Below are 24,979 nucleotides of genomic sequence, written 5' to 3'. Positions count from 1 at the left end.
AGCGCCCCGGAACTCTTTCCGGTCGTGACCCCACTCACCGAGAGCACTCGATCAACCTGCCGCCAATCGCCGCCATGCCATCACCTGTTCGCCTGATCCTGCCTCTGCTGGTGCTTCTGATTGCCGCGCTGGCGTGGCTGAAACCGCTCGATCAGATCGCCGAGGCCCACGCCGAGGCGGGGCTCAAGCGTGCGGTGGCGAGTTTCGCCGCGGCGCGCGCCTTGAACGCGGTGATCTCGGTGGTGCAGGGCACCGAAGTCAGCGGGGGCGTGGTGGTGGGTGTCAAGCTCGCGCCCGGCCAGGTGCTGGACCCGGTGAATGACCTGATCGAGCAGTTCTCCACCCTGATGTTGGCAGCGAGCATCGCGTTTGGCGCACAGTTGCTGTTGATGCAGATCGGTGCGGGCTGGCTGGTGGCCGCGGCCCTCACCGTGGTCGCGGTGGCCTGGGCCGTGTGTTGCCTGCGCGGGCCGCCGCCGGCCTGGCTGTCGCGGGTGCTGGTGGCCTTGCTGCTGGTGCGCTTCATCGTGCCGGTGGCGGCGCTGACGAGCGAGTATGCCTTCCAGGCCTTCATGGCTGACGAGTACCGCGTGCACCAGCAGGGCATCGAGCAGGCGGCCGACTCCTTCGGCGCGCTGCCGGTGGCCGAGGAGGCGGCGAAATTGCGTTGGTGGGAGGTGCGCGAGCGGATCGACGCGCTCAAGGCAGCAGCCGAGCGCATCGTCGATCACACCATCCGCATCGCGGTGGTGTTCCTGCTGCAGACGCTGGTGCTGCCTGTGCTGGTGATGTGGGGGATGCTGCAGGCCGGGCGGCTGCTGTTGTCGCCGCGGGGGCAAGGCGCCTAGCGCGGGCGCGGGCGGCCGCGCCCGGTGCTTGAGTCTGCGTCCTGCGCAGACTATGGTGTGTGCCCCAAGAGAGACGGAAAACAACAACAATGGATGAGCAGTTCCAACGCATGAAGGTGCTCGGCGCCGGCATCTTCAGCCTGATGCTTGCGCTCGGCGTAGCACGTTTCGCCTATACGCCCCTGCTGCCGCTGATGCAGGCACAGGCCGGCCTCGGGCTTGCCGAGGGCGGCTGGCTGGCGGCGATCAACTACCTGGGCTATCTGAGCGGTGCATTGCTCGCGGCATCGATCAGCAATCTGGTGCTCAAGGACCGCCTGTACCGTATCGGCATGGTGATGGCGGTGCTGACCACGGTGATGATGGGGCTGACGACCGATTTCTGGGTATGGGCCGCGTCGCGCTACCTGGCTGGGCTGTCGAGCGCGGCGTCGATGCTGCTCGGTACCGGGCTGATCCTGAACTGGCTGATCCGCCACAACCACCGCAGCGAGCTCGGTATCCACTTCGCCGGCATCGGCCTGGGCATCGCGGGTTGTTCGCTGGCGGTGGCGCTGATGAGCCAGTGGCTCGACTGGCGTGCGCAGTGGTTCGTCTTCACGGTGATCGCCTGCGGGCTGCTGGTGCCGGCGCTGTCCTGGCTACCGGCGCCTGATACCAGCGGGGTGACGCGGAGCGGCGCACCCATGCACGACGACCCGCCCAGCCCGCTGTTCATGCGCATCTTCATGGCGTCCTATTTCTGCGCCGGGATTGGCTTCGTGGTCAGCGCGACCTTCATCGTCGCCATCGTCAACCGCCTGCCGGGGCTGGAAGGCCAGGGTAGCTGGAGCTTTCTTGCCATCGGCCTGGCAGCGATGCCGGCCTGTATCGTGTGGGATTTCGTCGCCCGTCGCACAGGCGCCCTCAATGCGCTGATCCTTGCCGCCGTGCTGCAGATCGTCGGCATCCTGCTGCCGGTGGTGGTGGGCGGCATGGTGGGGGCGATCGCAGGCGCGCTGCTCTTCGGCGGCACCTTCGTCGGCATGGTGAGCCTGGTGCTGACCATGGCCGGACGCTACTACCCCACGCGGCCAGCGAAGATGATGGGCAAGATGACCATCTCCTACGGCGTCGCGCAGATCCTCGGCCCGGCGGTCACCGGCTGGCTGGGCGCCACCTTCGGCAGCTATGCGGGTGGCCTGTACTTTGCCGCCGCCATGATGGTGGTGGGCACCATCCTGCTGTTGATGCTGAAGGCGGTGGAGCGCCGCGACCGCGAGGGTGCGCGGGCCTGAGCCGCGGCAGGGGCCAACCCGGGTTGCGAGGCGCCGCCGCCTGATCCATCGGGGGCCGCACAAATTTCCCCTCCATGGCCGTGAAGTGCGAAAATGCGCGCGCAGCGCGTGCTATTTTTTCGCGTCTGCTGCGCGCACGGTCCTCACGTTCCTACAGGGGCGATGAGGGGCCGGCCATCGTTCGTCACCACAAGATCAAGGTCCAGGGGGAAACAATGTCTGCAGGGAATTCGAAGATCATCTACACGCTCACCGACGAGGCGCCGCTGCTGGCGACGTGCGCGTTCCTTCCGATCGTCCGCACCTTCACCGCACCCGCAGGCGTCGAGGTGGAGAAGGCCGACATCTCGGTTTCGGCGCGTGTGCTTGCCGAGTTTCCCGAGTACCTGAGTGAAGATCAGCGCGTGCCCAACACGCTCGCCGAGCTGGGCAAGAAGACCCTCGAGCCCGACGCCAACATCATCAAGCTGCCCAACATCAGTGCCTCGGTGGCGCAGCTCAAGGCCTGCATCAAGGAGCTCCAGGAAAAGGGCTACAAGATCCCCGACTTCCCCGAGGATCCGAAGACGGACGAGGAAAAGGACATCCGCGCGCGCTATGGCCGCTGCCTCGGTTCTGCGGTCAACCCGGTGCTGCGCGAAGGTAACTCCGACCGCCGCGCACCGGCCGCGGTCAAGAACTTCGCCAAGAAGAACCCGCACTCGATGGGTGAGTGGAAGCAGTGGTCGCAGACCCACGTCTCGCACATGCACCACGGCGACTTCTACCACGGCGAGAAGTCGATGACGCTCGACCGCGCACGCTCGGTCAAGATGGAGCTGATCACCAAGTCGGGCAAGACCGTGGTGCTCAAGCCCAGGACCGACCTGCTCGAAGGCGAGATCATCGACTCGATGTTCATGAGCAAGAAGGCACTGTGCGAGTTCTACGAGAAGGAACTCGACGACTGCCGCGAGGCCGGCATCCTGTTCTCGCTGCACGTGAAGGCGACGATGATGAAGGTCTCGCACCCGATCGTCTTCGGTCACTGCGTCAAGATCTACTACAAGGACGCCTTCGCCAAGCACGGCAAGCTGTTCGAAGAGCTGGGCATCAACGTCAACAACGGCATGGTCGACCTCTACGAGAAGATCAAGACCCTGCCCGAATCCAAGCGCGACGAGATCATCCGCGACCTGCATGCCTGCCAGGAGCATCGTCCGGCGCTGGCCATGGTCGATTCGGCCAAGGGCATCACCAACTTCCACTCGCCCAACGACATCATCGTTGACGCGTCGATGCCGGCGATGATCCGCCAGGGCGGCAAGATGTGGGGTGCGGACGGCAAGCAGTACGACGCCAAGGCGGTCATGCCGGAATCGACCTTCGCCCGCATCTACCAGGAGATGATCAACTTCTGCAAGTGGCACGGCAACTTCGACCCGCGCACGATGGGCACGGTGCCGAACGTCGGCCTGATGGCGCAGAAGGCCGAGGAGTATGGCTCGCACGACCGCACCTTCGAGATCGTCGAAGACGGTGTGGCCAACATCACCGATCTCGACACCGGCGAGGTGCTGCTGTCGCAGAACGTCGAAGAGGGCGATATCTGGCGCATGTGCCAGGTCAAGGATGCGCCGATCCGTGACTGGGTCAAGCTCGCCGTCACGCGCGCGCGCAACTCCGGCATGCCGGCCATCTTCTGGCTCGATCCCTATCGTCCGCACGAGAACGAGCTCATCAAGAAGGTGCGCACCTACCTCAAGGAGCACGACACCACAGGCCTCGACATCCAGATCATGAGCCAGGTGCGTGCGATGCGTTACACGCTCGAGCGCGTGATCCGCGGCCTCGACACCATCTCTGTGACCGGCAACATCCTGCGCGACTACCTCACCGACCTGTTCCCGATCATGGAGCTGGGCACCAGCGCCAAGATGCTGTCGATCGTTCCGCTGATGGCCGGTGGCGGCATGTACGAGACCGGCGCCGGCGGTTCGGCACCCAAGCACGTGCAGCAACTGGTGCAGGAGAACCACCTGCGCTGGGATTCGCTGGGCGAGTTCCTTGCCCTGGCGGTGTCGCTCGAGGACCTCGGCATCAAGACCGGCAACGACAAGGCCAAGCTGCTCGCCAAGACCCTGGACGAAGCGACCGGCCGCCTGCTCGACGAGAACAAGTCGCCCTCGCCCAAGACCGGCCAGCTCGACAACCGCGGTAGCCAGTTCTACCTGGCCAAGTTCTGGGCCGAGCGCCTGGCTACGCAGACCGAGGACGCAGAACTGGCGGCGAAGTTCGCGCCCCTCGCCAAGGACCTGGCCGACAACGAGGCGAAGATCATCGCCGAACTGGCCGAAGTTCAGGGCAAGCCCGCTGACATCGGTGGCTACTACAAGGCCGACCCCGAGAAGTGCAAGGCAGTGATGCGTCCGAGCGCCACGCTCAACAGCATCCTGCGTGCCGCAGGGGCCTGATGCAGGCGCCGGCCTGACCGGCGTGCAGCAATGAGACGCGTGGGCGAGCCGCCGAGCGGTTCGCCCACGCGTTTTTTCTTGGTTTCGATATCTTTCCGGTCATGAACGGGATCTTCTTCGGCATCGTCCTCATTGCCTTCGTCGCCGCCGCCTGGCGGCAGTTCAGCCACGTCCCGGTCGACGGCGTGCAGTCGCCGATGGAGGTGCTGTCCGCAGGCATGATCTCGTCCGCCAGCGGCGCGGTGGAACTCGCGCTCGGCCTGGTGGGGGTAATGACGCTGTTCCTTGGCCTGATGAAGGTGGCTGAGGCTGGCGGGCTGCTGGTGATCATCGCGCGCCTGATCCGGCCCTTGATGACCCGGCTGTTCCCCGAGGTACCGCCCAACCATCCGGCGATGGGGGCGATGATCCTCAACCTGTCGGCCAATGCGCTTGGCCTGGGCAATGCCGCCACGCCTTTCGGCATCCGTGCCATGCAGGAGCTCGACAAGCTCAATACCCGGCCCGGTACGGCGACCAACTCGATGGCGCTGTTCCTTGCCATCAACACTTCCAGCATCACGCTGCTGCCCACCGGCGTCATCGCCATCCGCGCTGCGGCCGGCTCGGCCGATCCCGCTGCCATCCTGCCGACGACGTTGTTCGCGACCGTGTGCGCCACCATTGCCGCCATCACCGCGGCACTGATCTACAAGCGCTTCTCGGCCCTTGGCCCGGTCGATCCGGCCGCCGCTGCGATGGAGCGGCCCTGGGTGGCCGACGATCCGGCGCGTGAGGCGGTGGACGACCCCGGCGCTTACCCCTTGTGGGTGTCCGTCCTCGCCCTGGGCGCCATCATCGCGCTCATTCCCGCGACCATCGTATGGGGGCGCGTGATCTCGCCGTGGATCATCCCCGGGCTGATGATGGGCTTCCTGCTTTTTGGCGTGTTGCGCGGGGTGCGCATCTACGAGGTCTTCGTCGACGGCGCCAAGGACGGTTTCCAGGTGGCGCTGCGCATCATTCCCTACCTGGTTGCGATCCTGGTCGCGGTCGGCATGTTCCGCGCCAGCGGGGCGATGGACGTGATGGTGAACCTGCTCGGCGGGCTCACCTCCCGCGTCGGCCTGCCGCCGGAGGCACTACCGATGGCCTTGCTGCGCCCGCTGTCCGGTTCGGGCGCCTACGGCGTGATGGCCTCGATCATCAACGACCCGGCGATCGGGCCCGACAGTTACGTCGGTTACCTCGTCACCACGCTGCAGGGCTCGACCGAGACCACCTTCTACGTGCTGGCGGTGTATTTCGGCGCGGTGCAGATCCGCCGCATCCGCCACACCCTGGCGGCGGCGCTGACCGCGGACGTGGTCGCGGTGGCAGCCGCGGTAGCGATCTGCTCCTACCTGTTCCTGTAGTTCCGTCGTGCTGGCTTGTGTTCCAAAAAATGTTGATTTCTTGATGATGTGACAAAATCGCGAGGCGCTTTGGCGCTTGGATGCTAGCTTTTGGGGCTCGCGCGCAGCATCACGAATATGGAGCTTGAACGTTTTGAGCGGTAAGTTTCGCATCGGTTTGATGGCTCCCTTGAGTGGCGTGGTCAGTCTTTATGGCCCGGAGATCGTCGCCGCGGCGACGATTGCCTGCGCCGAGTCGAGGTAAGTGGTCCGCAGGGCGAAGTCCGGATGGATCCCGTGACCCAGCATGCAAGCGTCAATGTCCATCTGGCACGCTGCACCCGCGACGGGGTGTTCGAGATCGTCGAGCACTTCGGTTGCATCGAGCCGCGCATCCCTGCGCGCTATCAGGCCGAGATCGACCAGGAGCGGGGCCTCGAGCTGCCAAGCCCGGCGCTGACGGCCCGGCTCGCTGCGGAGATCGGCGCCAGCCGGCAGCCCCTCGAGTCGGCCCAGCGCATCCTGTCGGTGGCCGACATGGCGATCATCACGACCGATGGCGAAGGCGTGATCAGCCAGTGCAACCTCAGCGCGGAGGCGATGTTTGGCTACGAGGCTGGCGAGCTCGTCGGCCTGTCGGTTCATCACCTCGTACCCCCGCATTTTCGTGAGCGCCATACGGCCTTGGTCAAGGCCTTCATCGACAGTGAGGAAACCGAGCGCCGCATGGGTCGGCGCAACGAGATCACCGGCTATCGCAAGGATGGCAGCTTCTTTCCGCTCGAAGCCTCGATCGCGAAGTTCCATGACGGTCGGGGTTGGTTGCTGGTGGTCACCCTGCGTGACATCACCGAGCGCAAGGAGGCCGAGGCTACCCTGACCTGGCAGGCAACCCACGATACGCTGACAGGACTTCCGAACCGCGCGCTGATCCGGGACCGTCTCACCAATGCGCTGCAACGCTCGCGGCGCAGCGGCCTGATCGTGGCTTTGCTCTTCATTGATCTGGATGGCTTCAAGTTGATCAACGGTGCGCATGGCCACGCAGCCGGTGACGAGTTGCTGAAGACGGTCGCGAGGCGCCTGATCGAACAGATTCGGCCCGGGGACACAGTTGCGCGTCTGGGCAGCGATGAGTTCGTGGTGTTGTGCGAGCAGGTCGAGCAACCGACCAGCATGTCGGTGCTGGCCGAACGCATCAACGACGCCTTGCGCTTGGCGATCGAGGTCGACGGCAACGCCCTGTACGTCACTGCCAGCATCGGCATCGCGGTTGGTAACGGCACCACCCACGCCCCGGACGACCTCCTGCGTCATGCCGATACGGCCATGCATGCAGTGAAGGCCCGCAGCGGGGACGGCTGGCAGTTCTTCAGCGAGGGGCTGGAGGAGAAGGCGCGTCAGCGGCTCATGATCAGTACCGGTTTGCGCCTGGCGATCGAGCGCAACGAGTTGTCCCTGCGCTACCAGCCCATCGTGGCGGCGGAAACGGCCAGGATTGTGGGCGCAGAGCTCCTGCTGCGCTGGCACCCGCCGACGGGCGAAGTGTCGCCGGCCATCTTCATTCCCATTGCCGAACTGAGTGGTGCGATCGTGCCGATCGGTGAGTGGGTGTTGAGGCAGGCCTGCCGCTGCGAGGCAAGCTGGCGTCAGCGCTGGGGCGAGCAGGCGCCGTATGTTTCGGTGAACCTGTCGGCACGCCAACTGGGTGAGGAGAATCTGCCGGAGGTGTTCGCCGCCATCCTGCGCGACACGGGGGCGGACCCTTCGCGGTTGCTGCTGGAGATCACAGAGACCGCGCTGATGGCCGATGTCGAGGCGAATCTGCGCGTATTGCGGCGCCTGGCCGAGTTCGGCCTGCGCGTGGCCGTCGACGACTTCGGCACGGGCTACTCGTCGCTGTCGCAGCTGACACGGCTCCCGGTAGATGTGCTGAAGATTGACCGCGCCTTCGTGGACGGTCTAGAACGGAGCGAGGAAAACCGTGCCGTGATCCGCGCGGTGGCCGGCCTTGGCGCAGCGCTGGGCTTGAAGCTTGTCGCCGAAGGCGTCGAGAACGATGCACAGCGGCAGGAGTTGTGCGCCTGCGGTTGTGAAATGCTGCAGGGCTACCATTTCTACCGCCCTCTCATCGAGGCCGATTTCGCGCGTCACTTCCAGGCTCAGCAGGCTGATGGGGGAGAGGCAAACGCGCCGTCGCTCTACTACCTCATCTATGTGAGCCGCGCACAGGTGGAGGTCGGAACGGATACGCTCAAGGCGTTGCGGCAGGTGATGCAGCGCCGCAATCGTCTCGAGGGGCTGTCCGGTTGCCTGCTCTACATGAACGGTGAGTTCATGCAGATGATTGAGGGCCAGCGCGAGGCGGTCGAAGCGCTCATGCGCAGGATTCGACAGGATCCGCTGCACCGTGACATCCGCGTCGTCGTCGAGGGCTCGGCGGCCCGTCGCGTGTTTGTCGACTGGGGTATGGTCGTGCATGACCTCGAGTCACTGCCCGGTTGCTCGCTTGCCGGCGAGGACGACAAGGCCGCATCACCGCTCACCTTCTCCAGGGTCGCGGACGACGCGCGCCTGTGTTACGTGCTCATCACTGCGCATGCAAGTGGCGGCGCGCAGAGGCGTTAAGCGAATTGTCGTGGTCTGCCCGAGCGGGCCATAGTGTGACGGGCTCGTCGATCGGGAGCGAAATTCGATCGACGGGGTCTGACTCGCTCGATTCAAACGCTGGAGACCTGTTTCATGACCGCACTCATCATCGGCCTGGTGCTGTTTCTCTGTACGCATTCGGCGCGCATCGTTGCCGAGGACAACCGCGCCCAGTACATCGCACACTACGGCGCCGCAAAGTGGAAGCTGGCCTACTCGATCGTCTCGGTGATTGGCCTGGTGCTGATTGTCTGGGGCTACGCGCAGGCGCGCTACGACCCGGTGTACCTGTGGTTCCCGCCGGTGTGGACGCGCCATCTGGCAGCCCTGCTGCTGCTGCCGGCCTTCATCCTGCTGGTGGCGACCTACCTGCCGGGCACGCGCATGAAGTCGGCGCTCGGCCACCCGATGAGCGCGGGGGTGAAGCTGTGGGCGCTGGCGCATCTGATTTCGAACGGTACGCTGGCAGACGTGCTGCTGTTCGGCAGTTTCCTGGTGTGGTCGATCGCCGCGTTCGCCAGTGCGCGCAAGCGTGATCGCGCACATGGCGTGGTACGCGCGGATGGCGCGCTCGGCCGCGACGCGCTCGCCGTGCTGATCGGCGCCGGGGTCTGGTTCGTGTTTGCACGCTACCTGCACGCCTGGCTGTTCGGGGTGGCGCCCTTCGGCTGAGCTTGCCGGCTGCGGGGCTGGCGTCTAGGCTGCAGCAACAGCCTGGAGGCCGCCGCCATGCGCAGATTCCTCTTGTCCGTCCTGGTCGGGGCGTGCATATCCTCCGCCGTCCTGGCGCAGGCCCGCCCGCCCATTCCTGCCGTCGTGCTCACGCACATGAACGACCTGGACCGCCGCTGCACTGCAGCCGGCGGGCGTGCCGGCAGCGGGCGTTATGTCGTTGCACAGGATTTCACCGGCGACGGCCGCCTCGATTACCTGCTGTCCGAAGGCGATTACGATTGCACCGGCCGCCCCGGCCTGTTCCGCCAGGGGGGTGTGGCGCGGGTCGATATCTTCGTCGTCGACGCGCGCAACAATGCACGCCGGGTCTATTCGGATCAGCTGATTGCCTACCGTGTACTCGCCGGCAAGCCAGCCAAGGTGCAGATTGCGCGCCGTGGTGCGGCCTGTGGGCCGGGCAGCAGCGCCAGTACGCAGTGCGCTGCCCAGCTGGCCTGGAATGGCCATGGTTTTGGCGAGGCGGTTGCCGTCAGCGATGCCAGCGAGGGCAAGGCTGCGGCGCCTCGGCCAGCCACGGCGGCGGTAGCTGCAGCGCCGGCAGGGAATACGGCTGCTGCTGGTCCGGCCCCGCCACCGCTGGTGGTCCAGCCCGAGGCGCGGCCGCGTTTTCTGGCCGATTGCCGCCACTTCTATGTGTCGCTCAGCGCGGATGCGGCGCGCTGGGCAGACGAACAATGCGCAGCCGACTGGGAAAAGATCGGCGCGAGTGCGGCGGCAACCGATGCCCTGCTGGCCGCCTTGCCGGCGGCAGCGGGCGAGGCGCTGCCCGTCGCCGCCCTGCGCCAACGTCTCGGCGGTGTGCGCTGGGCAGCGAAGGCGAGTTCGCGCGAACTGTCGGCGAGCGGCAAGCTGGGCAGGTTCGAGGTGTCGGTCAGCGGTTCGCCCGCGGCCAGGACACTGGCCATGAACTGGATGGCAGTCGGCGCTGAGCCACCCTATGACATCGTCGGTGCGATGCGTGCGCGTGGTGTGCAGCTGACCGAGATCGCCTGCGAGGAGTTCGGCAGCGGAGAGTGGCAGCGCGTTTTTTCCGGCGTGGCTCCAGGGCGCGCGCCGTTCAGGCTCGAGGTGGCGCAGCGCGTTGCGCCGACGGCAAATGCCAACTCGTACTATGGCGCTACCATCGATCTCTCGGGACAGGCTCCGCGGGCGGGGGCGGCCCAGGCGTGCCGCAATCCGAGCAATCTCTTGATGTAGGACGCGGCAGGCCGGTGCTGCGTCCGGCACGACCAGGAGGTGGGCGCCATGTATGTCGGACCATCGCAGCATGCGCACGCCTGGCGGGCGTTCTTTACCGCACGCAGCTGGGAGCCGCAGCTGTTTGCCGATCTTGTCGAGCGTGACGAGATCGGCGCTGCGTTCTTCGAGATCGAGACCCAGATCAACGGCCTGTATCGCTCGCTGCAGATGTCGCAGGCGCTGGCCCAGCGCTTCGGCTTGTCCGTGGACGAAGACCGCCGGGGCGAGGTCGAGCTGAAGGCGCGCTGGCTGTCGCTCAACGCGGAGCGCTTTCGTGAGGCGCTCGGGCCCGCACAGCGGGAACTCGACATCGGCCTCATGCAGTGGATGCGGCGAGCGTCCTGTCTGTCGGTGGTGATCGGCGCCGGCGCGACGATGGACGCGGGTGGACCGTCGTGGGCCGAACTGGTGCGACGCCTGCTGCTGCGAGTGATCGAGCGCGGACGAGAGCAGACGGAGATGCGGCCGCGGCCGGGCGGTACGCGCGAGAACGCCGAGTTCGAGCGTGTGGTCACCGCTGTCGAGCATCTGGCGGCCGGCGAGGACCTGCGCGCACGTGCCGTACTGGCATCGATCGAGGCGGGCCAGGCCGATACCGAGGCGCTGATGGAGGGGGCGCAGATCTGCTACGACTTTCTCGGCCAGCACCTGTTTACCGATCTTACGGACATCCTCTACGAGAACGATCGCCGGCCAGGGCTGATCCATCGTGCGATTGCCGAACTCGCGCCGGCAGTCAATGTGCCCGATCGTGGCGGGTTGCTGCCAGGCTGGGACGCGATCATCACCTACAACTTCGACGACCTGATGGGCGAGGCGCTCGATGAGGCCGGACTCGCGCGTGCGGCCTACGCAATGCGCGGAGATGAGCTCGCTGGCGACCCGAACACGCTGGCGCGAGAGCAGGGCCAGCACGCCTTGCATCAGGGTATCTACCATGTGCATGGCTACACGCCGCGGAGGCTTTTCCTGATCACCCATGTGCGCTTCGTGTTTTCCACCAGCCAGTACGAGTGCACGTATGGCGGCAGCCGCGCCGGTATCGTCGGCGAGGTTTTCGCACGCTGGCTCGCCAACCCCGTGCATCATGCGCTGTACGTCGGTTGCTCGTTTGCGGACGAGGAGATGAACCGGCTGCTGCGCGATGCCGCGAAGGTCTTGCCCGGGCGTTACCACTACGCGCTACTGAAGTGGCCAGGGTCCTGTCGCCATTCCGAGGCGAGCGCGATGGAGCTTGCGCTGGCCTCGGCGCCCTATCTCTCGATGGGGGTGCGCCCGCTCTGGTTTGACGATTTTGGCGAGATTGCGGGCCTGATTCGCCGGCTGGCCTGAGCGTGGTGTGGCCGCTCGTGGTCTAGCCGCTGTTGGCCACGCGCACCGGCACCTGCCGGCATTCGCTGGCGATGGGTTTGTGGCTGCGGCCATCGAGCAGCACGCTCTTCCACGGCAGGTCGATCCACACCAGGCCACTGGCGGGGTCCTCGAAGCGTGGCAGGCCGGAGTGCGACAGGTCGCGCTCGAGCAGGTACTGATTGCCGTTCCAGCCGAGCTGGATGCGGTTGTTGATGCGCTCCTGCATGTCGCGCCGAACCTGCACGCGCACACCGTGCTCGCAGCCGTAGTCGCCACTGGCAAGCGCGAAGTCGAGCTGTCCGTTGCGGTGCGCCGGGCCCGCGTCCGGCAGTTGGGCGACCGGGGATGGGCGTACGGAGCTGAAGCAGGCCGACAGCAGGAGAGGTAGGGTAGCGATGGCGATCGTGGACAGGCGGATCATGAGAAAAACTCTGAATGAAACGGTGCAAGTGATTGTAGATCAACAATAAAACGCATTGTTCACCGTTACAGCTCAGTCCTGTGCGTGTCTGCACGCGGCGTATGTGTCGCTTACACGCGCAGTAGCACCGTTTTCAGCGGCGGCTTGTCGTCAAGGCTGGGGAAGTCGTCTTCGGGGGTGATCCATTCGGCCTCGCGCAGCGGCCTGCCGGCCTTGCGCGCACTGCGTTCGAGCTGGTCGAGCCAGGCCTCGCGATCGACTTGGGCGACGTTGTTGCAGCACACCAGGGTGCCGCCTTCGGCGGTGGCGAGCAGCGCGGGCTTGAACAGGGCGGCGTAGTCGTTGATGAGGTCGACGACGCCGAACGGGCTCTTGGCGTAGCGCGGCGGGTCGACGAAGACGATGTCGAAGCGGTGCGGTTCGAGGGCGGGGAACGGCGGCAGGTGCTTGCCGCGCACCATCCGGGGCTGGCCGATGCCGGCGTACTGGCGCAGGGCGGCGAAGGCGTCGCACTTGATGAAGCGCGGGCGAGTTGCCAGCGTGTTGAGGCGGGCGTTGTCCTTGCCGACGGCAAGGCTGGATTCGGCGAAATCCACGTTGATCACATGGCGTGCGCCGGCCTTGGCAGCGGCGATGCCGACCCCGCAGGTGTAGGCGAACATGTTGAGCAAGGACTTGCCCGGCGCTTCCTGCATGATGCGCCGGCGTGCGGCGCGCAGGTCGAGGAACAGCCAGGGGTCCTGGCCGGCGTGGCGGGCCTGGAAGCGGTAGCGCACGCCGAGTTCGGAGAACTCGCAGGGTGTTTCGGCGACCGCCTGCTGTTCGGGCGGCAGTGGGTTGGCAATGCGCGAATGCTTGCCGCTGCGATCGTTCCAGATCAGCGGCAGGCCGGGCAGGGCGGTGGCGTAGAAGGCCTGCAGTTCGGCGAGGCTGTCGAGGCTGAGCGGGTGGTGAAAGGTCTGCACCAGCAGCATCGGCCCGTAGCGGTCGACGGTGAGACCGGGCTCGCCTTCGACCGTGCCGTGGAACAGGCGGTAGGCGTCGGTGTGTTCGGCGGCGAGGCGCTCGATCAGGGGCGCGCGGGCGGCGAGCGCGGTGGCGAGCAGGTCGGTGAGGGTCGAGGACATGGGGCGCTCCGGCGCTGGGCGCGCCAGTATGCCCCAGGGCGAGGCTTCAGCGATCGACTTCGAACTCGAACAGACCGGTGATCTCGGGCAGTTGCAGGCGCAGGCGCCAGCGCCCGGGTTCGGGCAGGGCCGCCTTGGCGACATAGCTGCCGGGGCCGGCGAGCGTGTGCTGCAGCGGGATGGGCGCGCGGTCGTGGTCGGGCATGTCGAGGCTGAGGTCGAACGCCAGCGTGGCGGGTGCAGGCTGAGCAGTGGGGCCGATGAGGTCGAAGCTGAAGCTCACCTGACGCTCGGCGTCGAGCGTCATGCGGCCGCGCACTTCCCAGATGTTCGCCGTGCCGTGGAACACCAGTCCGCCGCGCTCGGCGCCGGGCGCCGGGGGGATCGGCCCCACGGCGTTGAGGCGGGCCTCGTCGCGCACCGTGAACACCATGGCGACGAAGGCCACGATCAGCAGCAGGAAAAGGCCGCCGACAATGAGCGCAACCAGGCGCGCCTGGCGCGCTGCGGGTGCGCCCGCGCTGCGGGAGGAGGGTGTCGAGGATGAGGCCATGCCGGGCTTCCTGGTCTGGGATGAGGCCGGTAGTGTGCCGCAAGCGGCGCTGCGGGTGCTACGACCCTGGGCGCAGGCCTGCGCCGAGGCGGTCGATCATGGCGCGCAGGGCGCGGATCTGGACGCCGTTACGCGTCGCGTAGTGCTCGTCGGTGTAGCCCCACCAGTCCCAGCAGCCGTTCGGGTTACGCCAGGGGATGGACACTGCCTGCGGGAACAGCACGACCAGGCGGTTGGCATCGGCCCAGCGGTCGTAGCCGGTGTTCTTCACGAAGGTGGTGCCGTTATAGAGCCCGCCGCCCGGCGGGCGCTTGAGAGGCAGGTAACTCTGGCCCTGTTTGCAGCCGTGCAGTGCGATATGGAGGCGGCAGCGCTCGCCCGCTTCGCACACCTCGGGGACATACACCCAGCCTGTCTTGTCCATGCCCGAGCCCCACAGGAAGTCGAACAGGCCGCCCTTGGGCACATAGCCACTTTGGTCGAACTCGACGAAACGGCCGGCCGCCGGCGTGCCCGCCGGGGCGGGCGGGACAGCGTCGGGATAGATCCAGCCGAGGATTGCGCCTGCGGCGTCGAAATCGCACTTGCCGATATAGGGTTCATCGGTGGCCGCGCAGGCGGCGCCGAAGTCGATGGTGGGCATCGTGTGCCCCGCGCCGTCCAGGGCGATGGCTTTCAGGCTGTCCGGCGGCAGGCCGAAGGCGCCGTAGTAGTCGTGCAGCTGGCGTGCGATCGGTGTGGGTACCAGCCGGTCTTCGCCGCCGACGACCGTGGCAACGCGTTGGCGGGCGATGTTGGCAGGGTCGTCGATCAAGCCCTTTGCGAAGAAGCCCTGGGTGGCCGTCACCAGCGCCTGAACGGCCGCGCTGTGCTCGGTGACCTTGCAGCCGAGCATCGGTTCGCCGGTGCATGAGCACAGCGTGGTGGCGGTGATGACGTCGTTCTGGGCGCAGTAGTACGGGCCCCCGGCGACGATGCCTGCGCCCTTGATGATCGACGAGTGCGCGACCTGCAACTGCGCAGACATGAAACCGCCGGAGGAGATGCCCGACACCGAGGTCTCGCGGATGTCGATGTTGAGCGCGGGAAGTGGCCCGGGAGGCGAGGCCGCTGCGGGGGTGGAGAGAACTGTGGCGAGGGCGAGCAGGCCGGATGCGAGCGCTTTCGATAGCGATGTCATGACGGATCTCCCGTTGTTGGCGGCCGGGCGGGAAACACCACGGCTGCGAATCGATGACAGTGGCAAGAACTGTGCCGAATGGTGCGCTGCGCAACACGATTTGCCAAGTGAAATGATCCAATGCAGGCGCGGGGGCGTCGACAGGGCGTGCAAGCCGGCGCCGATTCGCTAGACTGTCGGGTATTACCTTTACACGCCTGAACGGGACGCACCATGAGCGCACGGCGGCTGATCGCGCTGATTTCGCAGAAAGGAGGCTCAGGCAAGACGACGGTCAGCCTGCAACTGGCGGCAGGCCTCGGCTTGCAGGGCTACCGGGTCGCGCTTGCCGACCTCGACCCACAGGAGAGCGCATCGCGCTGGGCGGAGCTTGCCCCGGCGGACGCGCCGATTGCGAGCGAGGTGCTGCAGCTCAAGGGCTCTGCTGTCGACATGGCCGAGGCCCTGCGTCCGGTGGCGAGGCGGGTCGATGTGGTCGTGATGGATTGCCCGCCGTCGATCGAACACCCACATACCATGAGTGCGCTGGAGCTATGTGATGTGGCCCTGGTGCCGGTGGTGCCAAGCCCGACCGATCTGTGGGCAACGCGCGGCATCGAACGCCTGATCCTCGATCGCCAGCGCAGCCGCCCTGCCCTCTGCGGCGTGCTGCTGCCCAACCGCGTCATGCGTACGGCGCTCGCCGGCGATGTGCTCGAGGTGTTGCAGGATTTCAAGCTGCCGGTGCTGGACGCAGCCTTGTCGCAGCGTAGTGCGTATGCCTTGAGTGCGGTGCGCGGTACCTCCGTCTATGGCTTGGGCCGTGCCGCAGCGGCGGCACAGGAAGAAGTCGATCGATTGGTCTCGGCCGTCGTCCGGCTGATCGAGGGGTGAGCATGACTGCAGCGACGACGCGTAAACGACGTGCGAGCGCCGGCCCGGCGAAGGTGCCGGTGCAGCCTGCGGCCAGCGAGGTGACCAGCGGGGTGGCCGGCGAGATGGACGACGGTATCGACACGCTGGGAGCGCAGGAGGCCGAGCGCAAGGATCGCCACGAGAAAGTGGAGCGCGACTCCTTTTCGATGCCGGCGAGCGAGCACCGCCGCATCAAGGCCTTGCGCGAGGCGCTGGGCAAGGCCGGCGTGCTGGTGAGCAAGTCGGAGATCCTGCGCGCGGGGCTCGCCCTGCTGGCCGAGCGCGACACCGCGGGTGTCGCGCAGGTGATCGCCGCCCTGCCCAAGGTCGCCAAGGGCAAGCGCAGCAAGAAGCACTGACCCTGCGCTCGGCGCCGCTCAGCGCTTTTTCTTGTTGGTCTTGCGTTTGGCGGTGGCTTCCTTGCGTCCGCCGGCCTTCTTGGCCGCGGTCTTCTTGCGCTTGGACTCATCCTTCTTCTTCTCTGCGGCCTTGGCCTTCTTGCCGGTGCCGAGCGGCGCCAGTGCGCGCAGCAGTGCCCTTACCGCGTCCGTACCCTGAGCGGCGAGGGCGCCGATCGCGGCGCGGACGAGCTCAGACTTGCCGGGCCGCTTGCCGCTGTCGGCCAGGTCTGCGCGCAGCACCTTGAGGCGCTTGCAGTCGTTCTCGCCGATCACGAAGGTTTCGCGTTGCGGCTTGTCGGCTGCGACCGGCTCAGCGGGCGCCTGCGCGCTGGCAGCCGGTGCTGCGGGGGGCTCTGCACCGGCCGCCGCAGTGGCAACCGGCGTACTGTTGGCGGCGGTGGTGTCGGCAGTGCCGTTCTGAGCTCCCGCAGGTGCTGCGACCGGCTCCGGTGCAGCGGTGGAACTGGCTTCCTGCACGTCGGCTACAGGTGGCTGCGTGGTCGCGGCCGCTTCTGTCTGGGCCGGCTCGGGCAGGCGCTTCTCGAGCGCGGAGTCTTCATGCTGGAGGGCGGCACGCAATGCGTTCTGGGTCTTGGTGTTCATGTCGTCGGCTTTCCCTGTAAAGGTAATACTTTATTATTTTGTCTCGATCGACGCCACTCGGCAATGGGATGCATCCCATTGCGTGGGGTTCGAGCGTGGCCTTGCAACGGGCGGGATGTTGCAGCGCCGCGTTGATGCTATCTTCCGCCCTTTGGACATGGGCACCGGGCAGGCCGCCGGTTGCCGCCATCGACATCTTCAGATCCCAGGAAGCGACCATGCTGCAGAAACTCCCCGCCTTCGCCGGCGTAAAGGGCCCCGTTGTCGTGATTGTCATGGATGGCTATGGCATCCCCAGGCACGATGTGGGCAGTGCGATCGACGCCGCGCGCAAGCCGACCCTCGACCGCCTGTTCGCCGAGTATCCGAACATCACCCTGCGTGCGCACGGTACGGCGGTCGGCATGCCGTCGGACGAGGACATGGGTAACTCCGAGGTGGGCCACAACGCCATTGGTGCCGGCCAAGTGTATTCCCAGGGCGCGGCGCTGGTCGCCAACGCGATCGCCAGCGGCGCGATCTGGGAGGGCAAGGCGTGGCAGGAGGTGGTGGCCGCAGCCAGGGCAGGCACTGCGGGCAAGGCGGGCGTGCTGCATTTCATCGGCCTGTTCTCGGATGGCAATGTGCACAGCCACATCGACCACCTGCGGGCGATGGTGGTGCAGGCCAAGGCCGATGGCGTGCGCACGGTGCGCATCCACGCCCTGCTCGACGGCCGCGACGTGCCCGAAACCAGCGCGCTGGACTACGTCGAACCCTTCGAGGCCTTCCTGGCCGGGATCAGCAGCGACGGCTTCGACGCCCGCATCGCCTCGGGCGGCGGCCGCCAGTACATCACCATGGACCGCTACGACGCCAACTGGCCGATGGTCGAGCGCGGCTGGCGGACCCACGTGCTGGGCGAAGGGCCGAAGTTCGCCAGTGCGGCCGAGGCGGTCAAGGCCTTGCGCGACAAGCACCCTGGCACCATCGACCAGGACCTGCCCGAGTTTGTCATCGCCGAATTCGACGGTGACGGTTGCGGTCAGCCGATCGGCACCATCGAGGATGGCGATGCCGTGGTCCTGTTCAACTTCCGTGGCGACCGCGCAATCGAGATCACGCGCGCATTCGTCGAGAATGACTTCGACGCCTTTGATCGCGTGCGCGTGCCCAAGGTGACCTACGCCGGCATGCTGCAGTACGACGGCGACCTGCAACTGCCCAAGCGTTTCCTGGTCGCCCCGCCGGCGATCACCGATACCTCCAGCGAGTGGTTCAGCAAGATGGGCCTGGCGCAGTTCGCGTGCTCGGAAACGCAGAAGTTCGGCCACGTCACCTATTTCTGGAACGGCAACCGCTCCGGGCGTTTCGATGGTGAGACCTGGGAGGAGGTGCCGAGCGACGTCGTACCCTTCGAGCAGCGGCCGTGGATGAAGGCGGCCGAGATCACCGATGCCATGATCGCTGCGCTCCAGTCCGGCAAGTATGCGGTGATGCGCTGCAATTACGCTAATGGCGACATGGTCGGCCACACGGGCAATTTCCGCGCCGCGACGATGTCGATCGAGGCGGTCGACCTGGCGCTGGCGCGCCTGCTGCCGGCGATCGACGCTGCCGGCGGGGTGGCGCTGATCACCGCCGACCACGGCAACGCCGACGAGATGTTCGAGCTCGACAAGAAGACCAAGGAGCCGGCGCGCAACGCCGATGGCAGCTACAAGGCCAAGACCGCGCACACCCTCAACCCGGTGCCGCTGATCCTGTACGACAACGTCAGCGGCGGCAGGCTGGGCCTGAAGCAGGCCGATGGCGCCGGTCTGTCGAACATCGCCGCCACCGTGGCCAACCTGCTTGGGCTGGACAAGCACCCGAAGTGGGACGACAGCCTGCTCGTGGTGAAGTGAGCGCCCGGGCGGTGTGCGCTGTGCGCCCCTGAGCGAGGCGCACAGCGCATCGGATCCGGTCGCAGCGCATGGGGCGGCGGGGCAAGCCCTGCCCCATGCGCGTCAGGCGGATCAGAACGCGTTGAACGGGTAGTCGATGAAGACCCGCACTTCGCGGCCGCTGACGTTGTAGTCGGCGGCATCGCTCGACACGCGCAGCGCCGAGGTGCGCAGGCGGATGTTCAGGTCCTTGGCGGCGCCGTTCTGCACGGTGTACGAGATCTGGTTGAAGAACTCGTGCTCCTTGCCGCGGGTGGTGACGTCGGTGTCGATGTCGCTGCCACGCACGTAGGCGACGCGGTACTTGAGGCCGGGCATGCCGTACTGGCCGAAATCGACCGCGTAGGCGAGTTGCCAGGATTTTTCGTCCTTGCCGTTGAAGTCCGACCAGTAGGAGTTCGCCAGCCAGATCGAGGCCCCGCCGTTACCGGTGCCGCCGGCCTTCTGGTACCAGCCGTAGTCGAAGCCGACGTCGCCGCTGCTGCGCTGGTAGGCGAGCGTGAAGGCGTGCGGGCCGGTCTCGTAGGTTGCGGCCAGGCTCCAAATGCGGTTCTTGTCGCCGGACACGTCGTACTTGGTGCGATAGCCGTTGAGGTCGAAGCTCAGCGTGTTGCTGGCGATCGGCAGCGCGTAGTTCAGGTTCACGTACTGGCGCTTGAAGCTGTTGTCGCGCACCACGTTGTCGACGTCGGAGAAATACAGCGCCGCGCTCAGCGCGTCGTTGAACTGGTAGCTGCCACCGATCACGTCGATGCCTTTCAGCCCACCGCTGTCGCGGCCTTCATCGCTCTTGCGCGACTGCGCATGGAAGCGGCCGGCGACCAGTTCGAGGCCGTCGATCTCGCTCGAGGTGAGCAGGGTGCCGGTGTAGCTCTCCGGCAGAAGGCGCGAGTCGTCGTGGTTCAGCACCGGCAGCGAGGGGCGCAGGTCGCCGTAGGCCAGCACGGTGTTGGACACACGCAGCTTGAGCGACGCACCGCCCTTGGCCAGGTCGCTTGCGGGCTTGCCCGTGCTGTCTTCCTGCTTGAAGAAGTCGATGCCACCCGCGCCGGCGCGGCGGCGGGTGCTGTCCAGGCGCAGGCCGTAGGCCGCGAAGGCGTCCACGCCCACGCCCACGGTGCCCTGGGTGAAACCCGACTCGAAGTTGGCGATCACGCCCTGCCCCCATTCGCGCTTGTCCTGGTTGCCGTCGCGGTAGTCGCGGTTGATGAAGGCGTTGCGCAGCAGCACGTTGAGCGTGCTGTCTTCCACGAAACCCTTGGCATCGGCTTGCCCGGCGGCGAAAGCGGGGGTCGCGCTCGCCAGTCCGAGGGCGATGAATGCTGCCCAGTGTCTTGCCATTGTTGTTTTCCTCGAGGCTGGATGTGTCCGATGGACGGCCCGTTGCTGCGTGGTGCACCCGGACCGGGGCGCGGATTGTCCCATTAACTTGGCCCGGGTGCAGCCGGGTTCATCAGTCGTCGTTCGGGCAGAAGGCAGCACTCGCGATGGGGAGACTGCGCTCGATTGTCGAGTATTTTTACAGTCGGGTTTGCCAGAGCCCCCGGTTATTTTGTCAAGCACATGAATATTAAAGAAAAATTAAATCTGGCCTGGTTGATGCTTGACTTTGATCGGGTACTCGGATAACGGAGATCGTCATGGGCACGCGCAAAACCACCAAGCCACACCTGATCGCGCTGGCAATCGCCGGCTTCTCGGTCGGGATGATGTCCGCGCCGCTTGCGGAGGCAGCTATCGTCACGCAATGGGAGGTGACGGTTGATGCAAAGTTCGATGCGAGTTCCATCGTCTGGCGCTTCGGTGATGCCGGGACGACGGTTACCGACCATCAGCTGCGCTGGGGCGACCCAAGCCCTTCCACAGGGCCGCAGAGCGGTGTCGATATTACCAACAGTCCGGCTGTCACCTCTGTGGACACCAACGGTGCCGCCGTGGGCAACATCTTCCTGTCGCACTTGAACAACCCGATCGTGGCCGGTAGCCCGCGCCCGGAGCGCTTCGCAATCGCGTCGACGCTGACCTTGACGCCCCTGGTGCCTGCAGGGCCGGGATTGCCGTCGGTGACGCAGACCTTCAATGTCTACTTCGAGGAAACGCCCAATGGCGCCAACCCCTGTGCAGACGGTGGGGCGAACGGCGTCGGGGTCAACCTGAACGGCTGCGGCGACATCTTCGTGCTCGACCGTGACGCGCTGAACTTCATGTTCACTTATGACACCGGCGACGGCATCGATCAGCAGTACTTCATCAGCTTCTTCGAGCTGACGAGCGGTCTCAATCCGCTGCCGCAGACGGCCTGTGACTATGTGTTCAACGCTCAGAGCTTGCCCACCGGCAGTCCGTGCCTGGGCTTCGTGACGCCGGAGGATGCGACGACGCGGGTCCAGTTCGCAGCGATGATCACGACCGCGCCGGTGCAGATCCCCGAACCGGGCTCTCTGGCCTTGGCCGGGCTCAGCCTCAGCCTGCTTGGCTTGTTGCGTCGCCGGTGGGTTTAAGGGGTTTGGCTTGAGCCGTGTCTTGTCAGGGGATGAGGGCTTGCGCAGGTTCTGAACTGGCGCTCTGCGCCGTGTGACGCGGGGGCTCCCGGGCCGACAAGCGAATCGGGGGGCAATCATGCCCCCCGATTCGTTACGTCAGAACGACGCCGACACCGACAACCAGAGCCGGCGTGGTTCGTAGATGTTGTTGTAGATGTTGCTGTACGTTTGGCCGCCGACCGTGGTGCAGGCCGCGTTGCCGCAGAAGTCGTAGGGCCCTTTGTACTTGTTGAAGTCCTTGTCGAGCAGGTTGTAGACCACTGCGTTCAGTTTCACGTTGGGCGTGAGCGCATAGGCACCACCGAGGTTGAAGACGGTGAAGCCCTCGAAGTCGCCGAGGAAGCTCTTGTCGACCGGCTGTGCGTTGCCGCCCTGGTGAGGCTCATGGAAGTTTGCCGGACGGAAGCGCTTGCTGCGGTGTTCGGCGGCGAGGAAGGCGTTGAGCTTGGGCGTAGCCTGCCAGTCCAGTTTCGCATTCAGGCTGTGGCGCGGTACTCCGAACAGGGGGTCGCCCTTGTTGATGCCGAACACATTCGAGGTGGTGACCTCGCTGTCGATGAAGGTGTAGTTGCCCGACAGGGTCAGCGCCTGGGTCAACAGCCAGCGCGCGCTGAACTCGACCCCCTGGATGCGCGCTTCGCCCACGTTGGCGGTGACGTTCGCGCCGGCACCCGTGGGGCGCTCGATCTTGTTTTTCAGGTCGGTGTGGAACACCGTCATCTGGGCCGTAAGCGGGCCGGCATCGTAGAGCGCTGCGAGCTCGTAGTTGGTGCTCTTTTCCGGCTGCAGGTTGGGGTTGCCGAACAGCGGGTCCTGGCCCTGGTTGCCATATCCGACGATGCCATCGTGCAACTGTTCGAGGAAGGGAGCACGGTAGCCACGCCCCACGCCGCCCTTGAGCGTCCAGCTGTCGTTCGCCTTCCAGGTGAGGTAGGCCCGCGGTGTGGTCTGGCCACCAAACACGTCGTGGCGGTCGTGGCGCAGGCCGAGCGTAAGTGCGAGGTCGTCACGCAGGGACCATTCGTCCTCGGCGAAGATGCCCCATTGGGTGTTCTTGAACGTTGTCTGGGGAATGCCGTCGGTCAGGCGGGCGTCCATGTACTGGGCGCCGACGGACAGCAGATGATTGCCCAGGCCGGTGACGAGTTTGGTGTCGAAGACGGTGGTTTCGGACTCCAGCGTGCGCGGCGTGTTGCGCCGGCCCGAGGCGGCCGATGCAGCGGCGTTCGGAATCCGGCGGCCGGTGGTCTCGGTGGTGTTGCGGGTGATGGAGGTCTCGATGAGGCCGATGTCGAGTCGGCCCGTATGCCCCAGGTAAAGCTGTTCGCGGTTGAATCCGAGCTTCGGCGCATATCCGTCGCCAGGGCGGATGCTACCCATCTGGCCACGGTCGTTGTTGAGGGATTGACGGGTGACGTCGAATCCGAAGTAGAGCTCGTGTGCGCTGTTCGGGCTGAGGATCAGCTTGCCGCCGGCTGTGTTGACCGTGGCACGCACCGGGTTCTGGCCCATGGTGCGCTGACGGTCGGATGAGGTGTCCTGCCCCGGGAAGCGGATATCCGAGGCCTCACGCTCGAACTTGCGGCCGTATAGCTGCATCGACAGCATGTCGGCCTTGAGCGGGCCGGACAGGTAAGCCTCCAGTCCGTACTTGTCACCGAAGGCAGAGTCGCCCTGCAGCGTGGCGTCGACACTGACACTGCCAGCCCAGTCGTTGCCCGGCTTGCGGGTGATGATATTGACCACGCCGCCGAGGGCGTCGGCACCGTAGAGCGTGGACATCGGGCCGCGGATCACTTCGATTCGTTCGATCGCTGCGACCGGCGGGAAGAAGACGCTGGCCGAGTCAACAAAGGCGTTCGGTGCGACCGTGCCGGGGACGTTCTGGCGCCGGCCATCGATCAGGATGAGGGTGTATTCGGCGGGCAGTCCGCGCAGGCTGATGCTGCGATTCCCGGTCTTGTTGCTGCGCGCATCCAGGCCATCGACGTCGACGCCCTCGATCCCGCGCAGGGCGTCGGCAAGGTTCGTGATCTGACGCTGTTCGAGTTCGGCCCGCGTCACGACAGTGATGCTCGCGGGCGCATCCTTGATGTCCTGCTCATAGCCGCCCGCCGTGACGACCATGGTGTCCAGGCGGGTGGCTTCGTTGGCGTGGGCCGGTGCAAGACCGGCAGCGAGCGTCAAGGGGATGAGGCTGGCGAGCAGCCGATGCGGGGGGCGAGGGCTGCGGCGAGGGGCGCGCATGGACATTGGGAAGACTCCGAGGCTTGGCTGAAAAGCTGTTGAGGCCTTGGCTGGCTTCCCGGTTGATGTGGCACTTGGGTGCGACGATCGGGTGGCTGGCTACCGACGTGTATGTTGCGGAGTATAACAATGAGAATGGTTGGCATTACTGGTGTTTATGGGGCGCGTTGCATTCCTGCAACTACATGCATGCCAGGCATGAGGCGGTATGGCCACTCCCGGTGTTCGTCAGCGTTCAGTCGCCGTGCCCACGCGCGCAGCTGCCCGCCTCGCGACCGAGCATTGCCAGCTTGCGCTCGCTGCCCCAGCGGTATTCGCCCGTTTCGCCGCTGTCGCGGATGACGCGATGGCAGGGGATCAGGTAGCCGATGGTGTTGGCCGCCAGCGCCGTGCCGACTGCGCGTGCGGCGCGTGGCATGCCGATTTCGTGTGCGAGCTGCCCGTAGGACAGGATGTGGCCGGGTTCGATGCGGATGAGCGCTTCCCAGACCTTGATCTGGAAGTTCGTGCCGCGCAGCACCACATGCACGCGGCCGCGGCTTGGCGCTTGTGGGAAGATCTCGTGCATCAGGCGCCTGGCGGCCTCGTCGTCTCGGTGCAGGCTGGCGGCCGGCCATTGGGCCCGCAGTCCGGCAAGCAGGGCTGCGTCGTCGGTCGTGCGGAAGGCGAAGTGGCATACGCCGCGTGGTGTCCACGCCACCAGCGCGGCGCCGAAGGGCGTAGGGGCGATGCCGTGGCCGATGTCGATGCCGCGTGCGGCGGTCTTGATCTCGCCCGGAGTCATGGCCTCGCAGCTCACCATCAGGTCGTGCAGCCGGCTCGGACTGCCCAGCCCGGCCTCGGCGCTGACGGACAGGATGTCCAGCGCTTGGCGCAGGCGTGTGCGTGCGTATTCCTTGGTGAGGTGCTGCAGGAAGCGTTTGGGCGAGATGCCTGCCCATTCGGTGAACACGCGTTGCAGGTGCGCGGGGCTGAGATGTACGGCGGCGGCGACTTCGTCCAGCCCGGGCTGATCGCTGACGCGGGCGCGGAGGTAGGCGATCGCCCGCGCCACGGTGTCGTAATGGCGTGCGTGGTGGTCGAGTGCATCCATGGTGTCCTCCCGGTGGGTGGCTGCCAGGCGCGCAGCGCGCCTGGCCCGGCTGGCCCCGAGTATGG

Annotated in this window: 20 protein-coding genes; 12 read left to right on the top strand and 8 right to left on the bottom strand. The window is 66.1% G+C overall.

The annotated features are described in order from the left end of the window. Positions 1 to 74 precede the first annotated feature (74 nt). The 8 genes from B447_RS02555 (at position 75) to B447_RS02520 (ending at position 11,906) form a co-directional block, all read left to right on the top strand. Positions 75 to 848, top strand: coding sequence for a hypothetical protein (locus B447_RS02555; RefSeq protein WP_002926259.1), 774 nt, complete (start codon positions 75 to 77; stop codon positions 846 to 848). 89 nt (positions 849 to 937) lie between these two features. Then, positions 938 to 2,125: a YbfB/YjiJ family MFS transporter gene (locus tag B447_RS02550; RefSeq protein WP_002936116.1), complete on the top strand. Its 1,188-nt coding sequence runs from the start codon at positions 938 to 940 to the stop codon at positions 2,123 to 2,125. Between the two features lie 215 nt (positions 2,126 to 2,340). After that, complete coding sequence (locus B447_RS02545; RefSeq protein WP_002926254.1) at positions 2,341 to 4,578, top strand: NADP-dependent isocitrate dehydrogenase; 2,238 nt, start codon at positions 2,341 to 2,343, stop codon at positions 4,576 to 4,578. A 101-nt stretch (positions 4,579 to 4,679) separates the two neighbouring features. Further along, positions 4,680 to 5,972: a nucleoside recognition domain-containing protein gene (locus B447_RS02540; protein ID WP_002926251.1), complete on the top strand. Its 1,293-nt coding sequence runs from the start codon at positions 4,680 to 4,682 to the stop codon at positions 5,970 to 5,972. Positions 5,973 to 6,239: 267 nt separating this feature from the next. Continuing rightward, a complete protein-coding gene (locus B447_RS02535; RefSeq protein WP_002936113.1) occupies positions 6,240 to 8,579 on the top strand; it encodes an EAL domain-containing protein in 2,340 nt (779 codons plus the stop codon). Positions 8,580 to 8,693: 114 nt separating this feature from the next. Next, entirely contained in the window at positions 8,694 to 9,272 is a 579-nt protein-coding gene (locus B447_RS02530; protein ID WP_002936112.1) for an NnrU family protein, read from the top strand. A gap of 57 nt (positions 9,273 to 9,329) precedes the next feature. Further along, a complete protein-coding gene (locus B447_RS02525) occupies positions 9,330 to 10,532 on the top strand; it encodes a hypothetical protein (RefSeq protein WP_002936109.1) in 1,203 nt (400 codons plus the stop codon). A gap of 48 nt (positions 10,533 to 10,580) precedes the next feature. Next, complete coding sequence (locus tag B447_RS02520) at positions 10,581 to 11,906, top strand: SIR2 family protein (protein ID WP_002936108.1); 1,326 nt, start codon at positions 10,581 to 10,583, stop codon at positions 11,904 to 11,906. 22 nt (positions 11,907 to 11,928) lie between these two features. Here B447_RS02520 and B447_RS02515 read toward each other — a convergent pair whose 3' ends face one another. From B447_RS02515 to B447_RS02500, 4 genes are all read right to left on the bottom strand, one after another. Then, positions 11,929 to 12,348: a hypothetical protein gene (locus B447_RS02515; RefSeq protein WP_002926243.1), complete on the bottom strand. Its 420-nt coding sequence runs from the start codon at positions 12,346 to 12,348 to the stop codon at positions 11,929 to 11,931. 110 nt (positions 12,349 to 12,458) lie between these two features. Continuing rightward, a complete protein-coding gene (locus tag B447_RS02510) occupies positions 12,459 to 13,475 on the bottom strand; it encodes a class I SAM-dependent rRNA methyltransferase (protein ID WP_002936106.1) in 1,017 nt (338 codons plus the stop codon). Positions 13,476 to 13,521: 46 nt separating this feature from the next. Further along, complete coding sequence (locus B447_RS02505; protein WP_002926240.1) at positions 13,522 to 14,028, bottom strand: hypothetical protein; 507 nt, start codon at positions 14,026 to 14,028, stop codon at positions 13,522 to 13,524. 58 nt (positions 14,029 to 14,086) lie between these two features. Continuing rightward, the gene (locus B447_RS02500; protein ID WP_002926238.1) at positions 14,087 to 15,208 is read right to left on the bottom strand and encodes an extracellular catalytic domain type 2 short-chain-length polyhydroxyalkanoate depolymerase; all 1,122 of its coding nucleotides are present in this window, start codon (positions 15,206 to 15,208) and stop codon (positions 14,087 to 14,089) included. Between the two features lie 213 nt (positions 15,209 to 15,421). Here B447_RS02500 and parA point away from each other — a divergent pair, with 213 nt between their 5' ends. Together parA and B447_RS02490 are read left to right on the top strand one after the other, a co-directional pair. Then, positions 15,422 to 16,081 carry a ParA family partition ATPase gene (gene parA, locus B447_RS02495; RefSeq protein WP_002926237.1) on the top strand — a complete coding sequence of 220 codons (660 nt, stop codon included), beginning with the start codon at positions 15,422 to 15,424 and terminating at the stop codon, positions 16,079 to 16,081. A 2-nt stretch (positions 16,082 to 16,083) separates the two neighbouring features. Further along, the gene (locus B447_RS02490) at positions 16,084 to 16,461 is read left to right on the top strand and encodes a hypothetical protein (RefSeq protein WP_002926235.1); all 378 of its coding nucleotides are present in this window, start codon (positions 16,084 to 16,086) and stop codon (positions 16,459 to 16,461) included. An 18-nt stretch (positions 16,462 to 16,479) separates the two neighbouring features. Here the strand turns inward: B447_RS02490 and B447_RS02485 are convergent, their stop codons facing one another. Next, positions 16,480 to 17,106: a hypothetical protein gene (locus B447_RS02485; protein WP_002936103.1), complete on the bottom strand. Its 627-nt coding sequence runs from the start codon at positions 17,104 to 17,106 to the stop codon at positions 16,480 to 16,482. Positions 17,107 to 17,324: 218 nt separating this feature from the next. On the opposite strand from B447_RS02485, the gene gpmI reads away from it, so the two are divergent. After that, positions 17,325 to 18,992 (top strand): 2,3-bisphosphoglycerate-independent phosphoglycerate mutase, encoded by a 1,668-nt coding sequence (gene gpmI, locus B447_RS02480; RefSeq protein ID WP_002926231.1) that lies wholly within the window; start codon positions 17,325 to 17,327, stop codon positions 18,990 to 18,992. Between the two features lie 111 nt (positions 18,993 to 19,103). Here gpmI and B447_RS02475 read toward each other — a convergent pair whose 3' ends face one another. Beyond that, entirely contained in the window at positions 19,104 to 20,372 is a 1,269-nt protein-coding gene (locus tag B447_RS02475; protein WP_002936101.1) for an OprD family porin, read from the bottom strand. Between the two features lie 299 nt (positions 20,373 to 20,671). Here B447_RS02475 and B447_RS02470 point away from each other — a divergent pair, with 299 nt between their 5' ends. Further along, positions 20,672 to 21,532 carry a THxN family PEP-CTERM protein gene (locus B447_RS02470; RefSeq protein WP_002936099.1) on the top strand — a complete coding sequence of 287 codons (861 nt, stop codon included), beginning with the start codon at positions 20,672 to 20,674 and terminating at the stop codon, positions 21,530 to 21,532. Positions 21,533 to 21,670: 138 nt separating this feature from the next. Here the strand turns inward: B447_RS02470 and B447_RS02465 are convergent, their stop codons facing one another. Then, positions 21,671 to 23,827: a TonB-dependent receptor domain-containing protein gene (locus B447_RS02465; RefSeq protein ID WP_002936098.1), complete on the bottom strand. Its 2,157-nt coding sequence runs from the start codon at positions 23,825 to 23,827 to the stop codon at positions 21,671 to 21,673. Between the two features lie 229 nt (positions 23,828 to 24,056). Continuing rightward, positions 24,057 to 24,914, bottom strand: a complete 858-nt coding sequence (locus B447_RS02460; protein WP_002936091.1) for a methylated-DNA--[protein]-cysteine S-methyltransferase — start codon at positions 24,912 to 24,914, stop codon at positions 24,057 to 24,059. Positions 24,915 to 24,979 lie beyond the last annotated feature (65 nt).

The organism is Thauera sp. 27 (genome assembly GCF_000310125.2).
Lineage (GTDB): Bacteria > Pseudomonadota > Gammaproteobacteria > Burkholderiales > Rhodocyclaceae > Thauera > Thauera mechernichensis.
The sequence above is the reverse complement of the archived record's forward strand: the minus strand, read 5'-3'. Positions and strand labels throughout refer to the sequence as shown.

Coding starts and splice junctions, on each gene's coding strand:
- B447_RS02555 (WP_002926259.1), top strand. CDS start 75: ATGCCATCACCTGTTCGCCTGATCCTGCCTCTGCTGGTGCTTCTGATT.
- B447_RS02550 (WP_002936116.1), top strand. CDS start 938: ATGGATGAGCAGTTCCAACGCATGAAGGTGCTCGGCGCCGGCATCTTC.
- B447_RS02545 (WP_002926254.1), top strand. CDS start 2,341: ATGTCTGCAGGGAATTCGAAGATCATCTACACGCTCACCGACGAGGCG.
- B447_RS02540 (WP_002926251.1), top strand. CDS start 4,680: ATGAACGGGATCTTCTTCGGCATCGTCCTCATTGCCTTCGTCGCCGCC.
- B447_RS02535 (WP_002936113.1), top strand. CDS start 6,240: ATGGATCCCGTGACCCAGCATGCAAGCGTCAATGTCCATCTGGCACGC.
- B447_RS02530 (WP_002936112.1), top strand. CDS start 8,694: ATGACCGCACTCATCATCGGCCTGGTGCTGTTTCTCTGTACGCATTCG.
- B447_RS02525 (WP_002936109.1), top strand. CDS start 9,330: ATGCGCAGATTCCTCTTGTCCGTCCTGGTCGGGGCGTGCATATCCTCC.
- B447_RS02520 (WP_002936108.1), top strand. CDS start 10,581: ATGTATGTCGGACCATCGCAGCATGCGCACGCCTGGCGGGCGTTCTTT.
- B447_RS02515 (WP_002926243.1), bottom strand. CDS start 12,348: ATGATCCGCCTGTCCACGATCGCCATCGCTACCCTACCTCTCCTGCTG.
- B447_RS02510 (WP_002936106.1), bottom strand. CDS start 13,475: ATGTCCTCGACCCTCACCGACCTGCTCGCCACCGCGCTCGCCGCCCGC.
- B447_RS02505 (WP_002926240.1), bottom strand. CDS start 14,028: ATGGCCTCATCCTCGACACCCTCCTCCCGCAGCGCGGGCGCACCCGCA.
- B447_RS02500 (WP_002926238.1), bottom strand. CDS start 15,208: ATGACATCGCTATCGAAAGCGCTCGCATCCGGCCTGCTCGCCCTCGCC.
- parA (WP_002926237.1), top strand. CDS start 15,422: ATGAGCGCACGGCGGCTGATCGCGCTGATTTCGCAGAAAGGAGGCTCA.
- B447_RS02490 (WP_002926235.1), top strand. CDS start 16,084: ATGACTGCAGCGACGACGCGTAAACGACGTGCGAGCGCCGGCCCGGCG.
- B447_RS02485 (WP_002936103.1), bottom strand. CDS start 17,106: ATGAACACCAAGACCCAGAACGCATTGCGTGCCGCCCTCCAGCATGAA.
- gpmI (WP_002926231.1), top strand. CDS start 17,325: ATGCTGCAGAAACTCCCCGCCTTCGCCGGCGTAAAGGGCCCCGTTGTC.
- B447_RS02475 (WP_002936101.1), bottom strand. CDS start 20,372: ATGGCAAGACACTGGGCAGCATTCATCGCCCTCGGACTGGCGAGCGCG.
- B447_RS02470 (WP_002936099.1), top strand. CDS start 20,672: ATGGGCACGCGCAAAACCACCAAGCCACACCTGATCGCGCTGGCAATC.
- B447_RS02465 (WP_002936098.1), bottom strand. CDS start 23,827: ATGTCCATGCGCGCCCCTCGCCGCAGCCCTCGCCCCCCGCATCGGCTG.
- B447_RS02460 (WP_002936091.1), bottom strand. CDS start 24,914: ATGGATGCACTCGACCACCACGCACGCCATTACGACACCGTGGCGCGG.